The following is an 11,329-nucleotide window of genomic DNA, read 5'->3' as shown; positions in this document are numbered from 1 at the left end:
GCCCCATGTCCCTGCTCGAAGCCCTGATCGGCCCCATCACCTCGATCATCGACAAGGTCATTCCCGACAAGGAGGCGCGGGCCAAGGCCAAGCTCGAACTGCTGAAGCTCGAAGGCACGCAGGAGATGGAGCTGATCAACGCGCAGCTTTCGGCGATCGTCGCCGAAGCCAATTCGAAGGACCCCTGGACCAGCCGCGCGCGCCCGAGCTTCCTCTATGTGATGTATATCCTGCTGCTGTGGGCGCTGCCGATGGGGATCCTCGCCGCGTTCAGGCCCGATACCGCGCGCGACATCGCCGCCGGGATGAATGCCTATCTCAACGGGCTCCCGGAGCCGCTCTACATGCTCTTCGGCACCGGCTATCTCGGCTACACCGCCGCCCGCCAATGGGGCAAGGTCAAGGGCGTGGAGAAGTAGTCCGGACTTCGAGGGCGGCGCCTCAAATCCTCTCGCCTCTCAATCTCAGCGAATTCATCACCACCGAGATCGACGAAGCGCTCATCGCGAAGGCGGCGAACATGGGGCTGATCAGGATGCCAAAGGCCGGGTAGAGCACTCCCGCCGCGATCGGCACGCCGGCGGCGTTATAGACCAGCGCGAAAAACAGGTTCTGGCGGATATTGCGCATCGTCGCGCGGGCGAGCCGCCTTGCGCGCACGATCCCGTCGAGATTGCCTTTCACGAGCGTGATCCCCGCGCTTTCGATCGCCACGTCGGCCCCGGTGCCCATGGCGATCCCGACATCGGCCTGCGCCAGCGCGGGGGCGTCGTTGACCCCGTCGCCGGCCATCGCGACCTTTTTGCCCTGCTGCTGGAGTTCGCCGATGATCCTCGCCTTGTCCTGCGGAAGCACGTCGGCCCTGATCTCGTCTATACCGAGCCGCGCGGCGACAGCCTTGGCGGTGCGTTCATTGTCGCCGGTCGCCATGATGATGCGCAGGCCGAGCGCGTGCAGCGCCTTGAGCGCGTCGGGCGTTGTCTCCTTGACCGGGTCGGCCACGCTCACCAGGCCCGCGACAGCGCCATCGATCATGACAAACATCACGGTCTCGCCCAGGTCGCGATGCGCATTCGCCTTCTCGGCCAGGCCGGGCGCTTCGAGCCCGAGATCGGTGACCAGTTTGAGATTGCCGAGCGCGACTGGCTTGCCATCGACCAGGCCCTTCACACCCTTACCGGTGACCGCCTCGAAATCCCCGGTCGATCCTAGCGCTATGCCGCGCTCCTCGGCGCCTGCAACGATCGCCTCGGCCAACGGGTGTTCGGAGCCTTTTTCCAGCGTTGCCGCCAGCCGCAGCACCTCGACCTCGTTATGGCCCGGTTCGGGAAGTACGGCGACGAGACGCGGCTTGCCCTCCGTCAGCGTGCCGGTCTTGTCGACGATCAGCGTGTCGATCTTCTCGAAACGTTCGAGCGCCTCGGCGTTCCTGATCAGCACGCCGGCCTGGGCGCCCCTCCCGGTCGCGGTCATGATCGACATCGGCGTGGCCAGCCCCAAGGCGCAGGGGCAGGCGATGATCAGGACTGCAACCGCCGCGATCAGCGCGTAGGAAAGCGCCGGCGCCGGGCCCCAGATTGCCCAGCCGATGAAGGCGAGCACCGCAATGCCGATCACCGCGGGAACGAACAGTCCGGCGACCCTGTCGGCATATTTCTGGATCGGCGCGCGCGAACGCTGGGCCCGGGCGACCATTTCGACGATCTGGGCAAGCATGGTGTCGGAGCCCACGCGCTTGGCTTCGATGATCAGGCTGCCGGTGCCGTTGATGGTCGCCCCGGTGACCGGATCGCCGGCGACCTTTTCGACCGGGAGCGGTTCGCCGCTGAGCATGCTCTCGTCGACCGAAGACCGGCCGTCGACAACAATACCATCGACGGGGACCTTGTCGCCCGGGACCACGCGCAAGCGGTCGCCGACATGGACATGCTCGAGCGGGATCTCTTCCTCGCTCCCGTCGGCGCGGATCACGCGGGCGGTCTTGGCGGCCAGGTCGAGCAAGGCGCGGATCGCCTTGCCGGTGCCTTCGCGCGCGCGCAGCTCCATCACCTGGCCGAGCAGCACCAGGGTAACGATCACCGCGGCAGCCTCGAAATAAACCCCGACCTGACCGTTATGCATGCGGAATCCCTCGGGGAAGATGCCGGGAGCCAACACCGCCACCACGCTGAACAGCCAGGCTGCCATTACACCCATCCCGATCAGCGAGAACATGTTGAGGTTCCAGGAGAGGAAGGACTTCCAGCCGCGCTCCAGGAACGGCCAGCCGCACCACAACACCACCGGTGTGCCCAGCACGAGTTCGATCCAGAGCGTTGTACGCTCCCCGATGGTTTCCCGCACCCAGCCTAGCCCGACGAAGGGGCCCATGGTCAGGAACAGCAGCGGCAGTGTGAGGACCGTGCCGATCCAGAACCGCCGCGTGAAATCGACCAGCTCGGGATTCGGCCCCTCTTCCGCCATGGCGGCGGATTCGAGCTCGAGCGCCATCCCGCAGATCGGGCACGAGCCTGGGCCGGCTTGCCGGACTTCAGGGTGCATCGGGCAGGTATAGACCGGGCCAGAGTGGCCCTCGGAAACCGTATCGTAACGACCGCCCCCCGCTGTGTCGCTTGCCTGTGCATGGCAGGCATGGCCATCGCGCTCGCCGTGATGTTCTGTGTGGTCCTGGTCGCTCACCGCGAATTCCCTCTTGCAATATACTGTAGGGGAGTATAGTAAATTCGAAAGACGAATGCAAGGCGGAGCATGCATGGACAACAAATTCCAAAAGCCGATTGCCCGGATGCGCCGGATCGAAGGCCAGGCGCGCGGGATTGCAAAGATGATGGAAGCCGACCGCTACTGCGTCGACATATTGCAGCAGCTCTCGGCGATCGAGGCAGCGTTGCGAGCCGCCCGGACCGAGGTGCTCAAGATTCATGCAGGCCATTGTATCGAAGACGCCATCGCTTCGGGGGACAGGGAGGACCAGAAGGCCAAGTTTGCCGAGTTGGTTGCGCTGTTCGAGAAGCAGGGGCGCTGAACCGCCGCGATATTTCGTGCGACTTCCCCCCTTCCCTGCCCGGCGCTATGGCTGCTGTCGATCGGAGGCCCAATGCCCACCAACACCGTCTATGTCCTGAACGGCCCCAACCTGAACCTGCTCGGGACTCGCGAGCCGACCATCTATGGCAACGATACGCTCGACGATATCGCCGGCATGCTCGAGGACCGCGCGAAGGAGCTGGGGCTCGAAATCGAGATGCGCCAGTCCAACCATGAGGGGCACCTGGTCGAATGGCTGCACGAGGCACATTTCGAGGATGCCAGGGCGGTGTTGCTAAACGCCGCGGCCTATACCCACACTTCGATCGCGATCCTCGATGCAATCAAGTCGATCAAGGTGCCGGTGATCGAAGTGCATATCTCCGATCCCGCGATGCGTGAGCCCTTCCGGCACATCTCCTATGTCGGAATGGGTGCGGTCGACACCGTCAAGGGTATGGGCGCGAAGGGCTATGTCGTGGCGCTGGAACGCGCGGCAAAGCTCTGATTCCCGGCAATGCGCGCAGGCAATTGGGGCGAATTTCGGGCCTAAAACCCCTTGCCAGCCCCGATTTGCCTCAGCATAGCGCCGGGAAACACTCATCCAAGAGGAATTGATGGGCGATAACAAAGCCGCTTCGGGCCGAAAATCCGGCATGAATGTCGATACCGGGCTGGTCCGCGAATTGGCGGATCTCCTCGCCGAGACCGGCCTCGCCGAAATCGAGGTCGAGGACGGCGACCGCAAGATTCGCGTCGCCCGCGAGAGCAAGGCTCCGATTGCGCAACTGACCCCGGCCCAGATCGCGGCGATCGGGATGGCGCAAGGTTCGGCAGGCGCTCCGTCCGCGCCGGCACCCGCCGCAACCGATCCCGCCCCGAGCGAGGACCATGGCAATGCGATCAAGTCGCCGATGGTCGGTACGGCCTATCTTTCCTCCGAACCCGGCTCCGCGCCGTTCGTAAAGGTCGGCGACAGCGTAAAGGCCGGCGACACCTTGCTGATCGTCGAGGCGATGAAGGTAATGAACCCGATCGCGGCGGTGAGCGCGGGGACGGTCAAGGCGATCCTGGTCGAGAATGCCCAGCCGGTCGAATACGACCAGCCGCTGGTGGTGATCGGGTAGGGCGCAGCCATGGCGATTTCCCGCATCCTCATCGCCAATCGCGGCGAGATTGCGCTCCGCATCCACCGCGCCGCACACGAAATGGGGATCGAGACCGTCGCGGTTCATTCGACCGCCGATGCCGATGCCATGCATGTCAGGCTGGCCGACCATGCCGTGTGTATCGGCCCGCCGCCGGCGAGCGAGAGCTATCTCAATGTCGCGGCGATCATCTCGGCAGCGGAGATCTCCGGGGCGGACGCGATCCATCCCGGCTATGGATTCCTCTCGGAAAACGCCAAATTCGCCGAAATCGTCGAAGCGCACGACATTGCCTGGATCGGCCCCAAGCCCGAACATATCCGCACCATGGGCGACAAGGTCGAGGCCAAGCTCACCGCCGGCAAGCTCGGCCTGCCACTGGTCCCGGGGTCGGACGGGGCGATCAGGGATCCCAGGCAGGCCGCAAAGATTGCCGAGGAAATCGGCTACCCGGTAATCATAAAGGCGGCGGCGGGCGGCGGCGGGCGCGGGATGAAGGTCTGCAACCGGCCCGAAGACCTCGAAACGCTGATGTCGCAAGCCGGAAACGAGGCCAAGTCCGCCTTTGGCGACGACACGGTCTATCTTGAGAAATATCTCGGCAATCCGCGCCATATCGAGTTCCAGGTGTTCGGCGACGGCAACGGGAACGCGATCCATCTGGGCGAGCGCGACTGCTCGCTCCAGCGGCGCCACCAGAAGGTGCTCGAAGAGGCCCCCTCCCCGGTCCTGACCCCCGAGGAACGCCAGCGGATGGGCGGGATCGTTGCCAAGGCGATGGCGGATATGGGCTATCGCGGCGCGGGCACGATCGAGTTCCTGTGGGAAGACGGCGAATTCTACTTCATCGAAATGAACACCCGCCTCCAGGTCGAACACCCCGTGACCGAAGCGATCACGGGTGTCGACCTGGTGCGCGAACAGATCCGCATCGCCGACGGCAAGCCGCTCTCGGTCGCGCAGGAGGACCTGGTGTTTTCCGGCCATGCGATCGAGTGCCGGATCAACGCCGAGGATCCGTGGACCTTCGCTCCTTCGCCCGGCAAGGTGACCGCCTATCACGCCTCGGGCGGGATGCATGTGCGGGTCGATTCCGGGCTCTATGCCGGATACACGATCCCGCCATACTACGACTCGATGATCGCCAAGCTGATCGTCTACGGCCGCAATCGCGAAGGCTGCATCATGCGGCTCAAGCGGGCGCTCGAGGAAATGGTGATCGACGGCGTGAAGACGTCGATTCCGATGCACCAGGCGCTGCTCGAGGATGCCGAATTCCTGAATGGAGACTACAGCATCAAATGGCTCGAGGAGTGGCTGGCCAAAAGGGCCGGCTGAGCCGCTCCCGCCTCGTTTGGGACCACATTTCCAGCGATTTGCCCAGTGTGCCCGGGCAAGCTACACTCCCTTGTCGGTGCCGGCAGACGGCCGGCCGAATTCGAAGAGGATGCACAGGGAAAGGGTAATCCGATGCGCTATTCGTTGATGGCTCTCGCTATGCTGGCGTCGCCCGCCGCGGCACAGGAATCTGGGTCGGAATGGCAATTTTACCAGGATGATGAGGCTACAAAAGGCCTTCTCCAGGCATTTGTGGGAACCGAAGACGGCACCCAACTGATCATCAAATGCGACGAAGCCGGAAAACGCAAGACCTTTGCCGTCTTCGTTGCGCCGGTAAACCTCGTCGCTCCCAGCTCGCGGGAACAATCCCGCGACATCGTAATCAGCTTCGATGACGGCCCGTCGAGGAAGGAACGCTGGCGCTATTTCTACCAGACCGCGCGGGCGGTCAACACCCCCGGGGAAGGGAGTCTCAAGAAGTTTCTCAGCCAGCTCAACGATGCCAAGACGATAAGCGTCAGGTTCGATGCTCTCGACGGATTGACCGAAGCGACAACCTTTCGCGTCGAGGGTGCGCGCGAGGCTGTCCAGCATGTCTTCGACAGCTGCAAGGACGAAAATCCGGCCGCTTGAGGAGCCGGCCCGAACGCCTGCCTAGGCCAGCGGCACGCCCGGTTCCTGCTTCGAGGTCCGGATCGTCAGCGAGGTCTTGACGCTCGCCACATTGGGTGCCGGGGTCAGCTTGCTGGTCAGGAATTCCTGGAAGCTCTGCAGATCCTTGCTGACGATCTTGAGGATGAAATCGATCTCGCCATTCAGCATATGGCATTCGCGCACTTCGGGCAGTTCGCGCATGTGCCGTTCGAAGGCCTTCAGATCCTCTTCCGCCTGGCTCTTCAGGCTGACCATCGCGAATACGGTAATCGCGAAACCAAGCTTCGAAGCATCGAGTTCGGCATGATAGCCCTTGATGACGCCGGATTCTTCCAGGCCCCTGACCCGCCTCAGGCACGGCGGGGCGGTCAGCCCTACCCGTTGCGCCAGTTCGACATTCGTCATCCGTCCTTCGGCCTGCAATTCGGCCAGCAAGCGGCGGTCGATCGAGTCGAGATTGGCCATGGTCGCTATCCCTTCGCCCGGCCCATTGAGCCATTTGCGAAGCTTTTCTGTTGCAAGTGAGAAACTTATAGCACGAAATCGGTCAAGTAGCAGCAATATTGTTGTTCCCTCGCCACTTGTCCCGCTTTGCAACGCAACTGGTTCACGCGATTTCGCCGGTCCACGAAGCTGGTAGGGCGATCGTGCGGAATTGCCGGCGCTGCCTGCGATGCCTATTGCGCTGTCCACATCTGGAGACCCGATGCAGTTCGACGATCGCCTTGCCACTGTGCTGCGGATGCAGGCCGGAAGCGAGCGCGCGGCGCGGACGCAGTTCCGGCAATTGCTCGACCTCGTCGGAAGCGCGCCCGGCGGGGCGGACGAGGAGCTGCTCGAAGAGGCCTATGCGCAATTGGGGCTGCTCTCGCGCGAACTTGCGGAAGAGGCGCGCGCCAGGATCGTCCACGAGCCCGGCCTCAGACTGCGCAACCCGGAGCTGATCTCGTTCCTGGCGAACCAGGAATTGACGGTCGCGACGGCGGCCCTCGAGCGCGCCATGCTGAGCGAGGCGCAGTGGGAAGCCTTGATTCCCGCCCTTCCAGTGCCGGTTCGCGGGCTTGTCAGGCACCGCAAGGACTTGCCGGAGGGAACCCGGGCATTGCTGAACAGGCTGGGGCTTGCCCATGCCTCGATCGCGGGTGAGGGCGCCGGAACTGCCGCGGCCCCGCCAATTGAAGCCGGTCAGCCGGACGGCGAGGCCCGCGACATATTCGATCTCGATCCGGCGCTGGAGCTGGCGGAAGATGCCGGGGCGGGCATTGGCGCTCTCGTCCGGCGGATCGAGGCATTCCAGAAGGCCCGCCGCACGGCGACCGAAGCGTTGCCCGATTCCCCGCGCCTGCCGCTTGGCGAAGAGGCGCTCGAACAGCCTCGCCGCCGCCAGGCGTTCGATTTCGCGACCGATGCCGAAGGCCGGATCAACTGGGCCGATCCGGCGCTGGCGCCAATGACCGTCGGCCTCAACCTCGCCAGCGAGCTCGACAGCGCCCCGGCCCGGAGCGACGTTACGGTCGTTGCCGCGATTCGCCGCAGGCAACCGATCCGCGCCGGACGCACCCGGCTCGAAGGGGCGCCGGCGATCGCGGGCGAATGGCGGATCGATGCGGTCCCGCATTTCTCCTCGCAGGGCGGCAGGTTTGCAGGGTTTCGCGGACGGATGCGGCGCCCGGCCGAGGCTGCGCCCGCTTCACCCCCGCAACCGGACCCGGCCGCGGACCGGATGCGCCAGATGCTCCACGAATTGCGCACGCCCGTCAGCGCGATCCAGGGCTTTGCCGAAGTCATCCAGCAGCAGGTCTTCGGGCATGCGCCGAACGAATATCGCGCGCTGGCGGCGTCGATCGCGAGCGACGCGGCGCGGATCCTTGCCGGGTTCGACGAACTCGACCGGCTGGCCAGGCTCGAAAGCGGCGCGCTCGAACTCGACGCAGGCCATGCCGATTTCCGCGCGATCGTCGCCGCAACCACAGGCCAGCTCGACAGTGCCTTGCGCTCGCGCAGCGCGGGCCTGCGGCTCGACGCCCCGGTGTTTGCCTGCCCGGTCGCGATTGCCCGGCACGAGGCCGAATTGCTGTGCTGGCGCCTGCTTTCGGCACTGGCCGGAGCGGCCAGCCCCGGCGAAGTGATCCAGCTTGGCCTGACCCTGACCGGGAACCGGCTGGAGCTGGCGATCGACCTCCCTGCCGCGCTGAGCGACCGGGACGACATCTTCGAAGGCCCGGCACCCGCGCAGACGCAGGGCCTCGGCACCGGCATGTTCGGCACCGGCTTTGCGCTGAGGCTGGCCCGGGCGGAGGCGCGCGCTGCCGGGGGAGACCTTGCCCGGGACGGAGACACGCTCTGCCTGTCGCTCCCTTCGCTCGAGGCCCAGCAAGCGCAAACCGGCGGCGAACCGGCTATCCGCGAAGCCAGATTCTCCGACACCGTCTAGGGCCGCGCCGCAGTCCTGGCCGGCGTTCCAGACCGCTTGTGTTGGCGGTCGGGAACGTCTAACCCGCGCGGCGCGCGAGAAGCAGGTACGGGCCTGTAGCTCAGTGGTTAGAGCTGGCCGCTCATAACGGCTAGGTCGCAGGTTCGAATCCTGCCGGGCCCACCAGCCATATGCGCGGCAAATTGGGTCGGGGAGTGGCGCAGTCCGGTAGCGCGCCTGCTTTGGGAGCAGGATGTCGCAGGTTCGAATCCTGTCTCCCCGACCAGTTTTGCCGAATAAGCAAACAGCCGGGGGCTGTTTGCCGGCAAAACTCCCAAGCGATAGCGCGGGAGGCGGTTGCAGAGCGACCCGAAAAACTCGGCGAGCGATAGCGAAGGGGTGTCGAGCCTCAATCGGAAAGGTCGCCCCGAGAACTCCCGAGCGATAATGCGGAATGCCTTACCGGCCGACCCACAAGGAGGTGCCCATGATCATACGCATCTGGAATGGCCGTGTTCCCGCCGCAAAGGCTCAAGCCTATCTCGAATTGATGCGCACCGTCGCGATCCCCGAGTATTCGGGCGTGCCCGGCAATCGCGGCGCCTGGTGCCTGCACCGGCGAATCGGCGATATTGTCCATGTCCGGATGGTCAGCCGCTGGGAGAGCCATGACGCGATCCGTGGCTTCGCGGGCGAAGACATCGCCCGTGCCCGTTATTTCGATTTCGACAAGGATTTCCTGCTCGATTTCCCCGCGGAGGTCGAGCACTGGGAGATAGCAGGGGACTGAACTACCGCGCTTGCCCCTTCGCTCCGCAGCCCCTATCTGCGCGGCAATTCCTGAAACACCTTTGACCACCCCAAGGACGACGAATGGCCGCCCAATACGCATATGTCATGAAGAACATGACGAAGAGCTTCCCCGGTGCCCAGAAGCCGGTGCTCTCCAATATCAACCTGCAATTCTATCGCGGCGCGAAGATCGGCATCGTCGGCCCCAACGGCGCGGGCAAATCGACCCTGATGAAGATCATGGCCGGGATCGATACCGACATCCAGGGCGAGGCCTGGCCGGGCGAGAACATCACCGTCGGCTACCTCCCGCAGGAACCCGAACTCGACAAGTCCAAGACCGTGCTCGAAAACGTCAAGGACGGCGCGCGCGAGATCGCCGACATGGTCGACCGCTTCAACGCGATTTCCGAGGAAATGGGCGATCCGAAGGACGACACCGATTTCGACGCACTGATGGAGGAAATGGGCACGCTCCAGGAGAAGATCGACGCGGTCGACGGCTGGACGCTCGACAACCAGCTCGAAATCGCGATGGAGGCGCTGCGCTGCCCGCCGTCCGACTGGCCGGTCGACAATCTCTCGGGCGGCGAGAAGCGCCGGATCGCGCTCACCCGGCTGCTGATCCAGAAGCCCGATATCCTGCTGTTGGACGAACCGACCAACCATCTCGATGCCGAAAGCGTCGAATGGCTCGAAAACCACCTCAAGGAATATGCCGGCTCGGTGCTGATGATCACCCACGACCGCTATTTCCTCGACCATGTGGTCGGCTGGATCCTCGAACTCGATCGCGGCAGCTACTTTCCCTACGAGGGCAATTATTCGACCTATCTCGAAAAGAAGGCCAAGAGGCTGGGGCAGGAAGAGCGCGAGGAATCGGGCCGCCAGAAGGCGCTCGCGCGCGAGCTCGAATGGATCAGGCAGACGCCCGCCGCGCGCCAGACCAAGTCCAAGGCGCGTATCAGGAAGTTCGAGGAATTGCAGGAAGCCCAGGCCGGCCGCGCGCCGGGCAAGGCGCAGATCGTGATCCAGGTGCCCGAGCGGCTCGGCGGCAAGGTGATCGAGGCCAGGAACATATCCAAGGCCTATGGCGACAAGCTGCTGTTCGAGGACCTCAGCTTCACCCTCCCCCCCGGCGGGATCGTCGGCGTGATCGGGCCGAACGGCGCGGGCAAATCGACCCTGTTCCGGATCATCACCGGGCAGGAACAGCCGGATTCAGGCACGATCGAAATCGGCGAAACGGTCCGCCTCGGCTATGTCGACCAGAGCCGCGACCATCTCGACGGATCGAAGAACGTGTGGGAGGAAATCTCCGGCGGCCACGATTACATGAAGGTCAACGGCCACGACATGTCGACCCGCGCCTATGTCGGGGCGTTCAACTTCAAGGGTGCGGACCAGCAGAAGAATGTCGGCAAGCTCTCGGGCGGCGAGCGCAACCGGGTGCATCTGGCGAAGATGCTCAAGACCGGCGGCAATGTGCTGCTGCTCGACGAACCGACCAACGACCTCGACGTCGAAACCCTGGCCGCGCTCGAAGACGCGATCGAGAATTTCGCCGGCTGCGCGGTGGTGATCAGCCACGACCGCTTCTTCCTCGATCGCCTCGCCACCCATATCTTGGCCTTCGAAGGCAACAGCCATGTCGAATGGTTCGAAGGCAATTTCGAGGCTTACGAAGAGGACAAGCGCCGGCGGCTGGGCGATGCGGCGGACCGGCCGACGCGGCTGGCATACAAGAAGCTGACGCGGTGAGCTCAAGATAAGTGCCAGTCCAGCTGCATTGTCACCCCGGATTCATTCCGGGGTCCAGCTTGCTTGGCGCCGGACCCGAACAAAGCTGGATCCCGGAACAGGTCCGGGATGACCAACGTTGTGGCTAAGCCACCTCCATCCGCTTCACATCCGGTTCCTTCCCGCTCAACTGCACCTGAGCGAGGTCATAGCC

The 11,329-nt window shown here is 64.2% G+C and carries 11 protein-coding genes and 2 tRNA genes; 11 read left to right on the top strand and 2 right to left on the bottom strand.

From position 1 onward, the window contains the following. Positions 1–5: 5 nt before the first annotated feature. A complete protein-coding gene (locus AC16XC_RS12685; protein WP_484035026.1) occupies positions 6–419 on the top strand; it encodes a holin family protein in 414 nt (137 codons plus the stop codon). A gap of 22 nt (positions 420–441) precedes the next feature. Here AC16XC_RS12685 and AC16XC_RS12680 read toward each other — a convergent pair whose 3' ends face one another. Further along, positions 442–2,679 (bottom strand): copper-transporting P-type ATPase, encoded by a 2,238-nt coding sequence (locus tag AC16XC_RS12680; RefSeq protein WP_484035025.1) that lies wholly within the window; start codon positions 2,677–2,679, stop codon positions 442–444. A gap of 73 nt (positions 2,680–2,752) precedes the next feature. On the opposite strand from AC16XC_RS12680, the gene AC16XC_RS12675 reads away from it, so the two are divergent. The 5 genes from AC16XC_RS12675 (at position 2,753) to AC16XC_RS12655 (ending at position 6,149) form a co-directional block, all read left to right on the top strand. Then, positions 2,753–3,025, top strand: a complete 273-nt coding sequence (locus AC16XC_RS12675; RefSeq protein ID WP_484035024.1) for a metal-sensitive transcriptional regulator — start codon at positions 2,753–2,755, stop codon at positions 3,023–3,025. Between the two features lie 72 nt (positions 3,026–3,097). Beyond that, positions 3,098–3,535 (top strand): type II 3-dehydroquinate dehydratase, encoded by a 438-nt coding sequence (locus tag AC16XC_RS12670; protein ID WP_484035023.1) that lies wholly within the window; start codon positions 3,098–3,100, stop codon positions 3,533–3,535. Positions 3,536–3,644: 109 nt separating this feature from the next. Beyond that, complete coding sequence (gene accB, locus AC16XC_RS12665) at positions 3,645–4,154, top strand: acetyl-CoA carboxylase biotin carboxyl carrier protein (protein WP_484035022.1); 510 nt, start codon at positions 3,645–3,647, stop codon at positions 4,152–4,154. Positions 4,155–4,163: 9 nt separating this feature from the next. After that, positions 4,164–5,513, top strand: coding sequence for an acetyl-CoA carboxylase biotin carboxylase subunit (gene accC, locus AC16XC_RS12660; protein WP_484035021.1), 1,350 nt, complete (start codon positions 4,164–4,166; stop codon positions 5,511–5,513). Between the two features lie 252 nt (positions 5,514–5,765). After that, positions 5,766–6,149 carry a hypothetical protein gene (locus AC16XC_RS12655; protein WP_484035020.1) on the top strand — a complete coding sequence of 128 codons (384 nt, stop codon included), beginning with the start codon at positions 5,766–5,768 and terminating at the stop codon, positions 6,147–6,149. A gap of 21 nt (positions 6,150–6,170) precedes the next feature. Here the strand turns inward: AC16XC_RS12655 and AC16XC_RS12650 are convergent, their stop codons facing one another. Then, on the bottom strand, positions 6,171–6,635 hold the full coding sequence (locus tag AC16XC_RS12650) for an Lrp/AsnC family transcriptional regulator (RefSeq protein WP_484035019.1): 465 nt from the start codon (positions 6,633–6,635) through the stop codon (positions 6,171–6,173). 241 nt (positions 6,636–6,876) lie between these two features. Between AC16XC_RS12650 and AC16XC_RS12645 the strand changes: the two genes are divergently transcribed. The 5 genes from AC16XC_RS12645 to ettA all read left to right on the top strand — a co-directional run bounded on the left by AC16XC_RS12645 (position 6,877) and on the right by ettA (position 11,136). Next, entirely contained in the window at positions 6,877–8,604 is a 1,728-nt protein-coding gene (locus AC16XC_RS12645; protein WP_484035018.1) for a sensor histidine kinase, read from the top strand. An 89-nt stretch (positions 8,605–8,693) separates the two neighbouring features. Next, a tRNA-Ile gene (locus AC16XC_RS12640) sits at positions 8,694–8,769 on the top strand. Between the two features lie 23 nt (positions 8,770–8,792). After that, positions 8,793–8,869 (top strand) — tRNA-Pro (locus tag AC16XC_RS12635). A gap of 201 nt (positions 8,870–9,070) precedes the next feature. After that, on the top strand, positions 9,071–9,373 hold the full coding sequence (locus AC16XC_RS12630; protein ID WP_484035017.1) for an antibiotic biosynthesis monooxygenase family protein: 303 nt from the start codon (positions 9,071–9,073) through the stop codon (positions 9,371–9,373). 83 nt (positions 9,374–9,456) lie between these two features. Then, positions 9,457–11,136, top strand: a complete 1,680-nt coding sequence (gene ettA / locus AC16XC_RS12625; RefSeq protein ID WP_484035016.1) for an energy-dependent translational throttle protein EttA — start codon at positions 9,457–9,459, stop codon at positions 11,134–11,136. The last annotated feature ends 193 nt before the right edge of the window (positions 11,137–11,329 follow it).

This window comes from Candidatus Andeanibacterium sp. (assembly GCF_057143545.1).
This window is presented reverse-complemented; position numbering and strand designations above follow the sequence as displayed.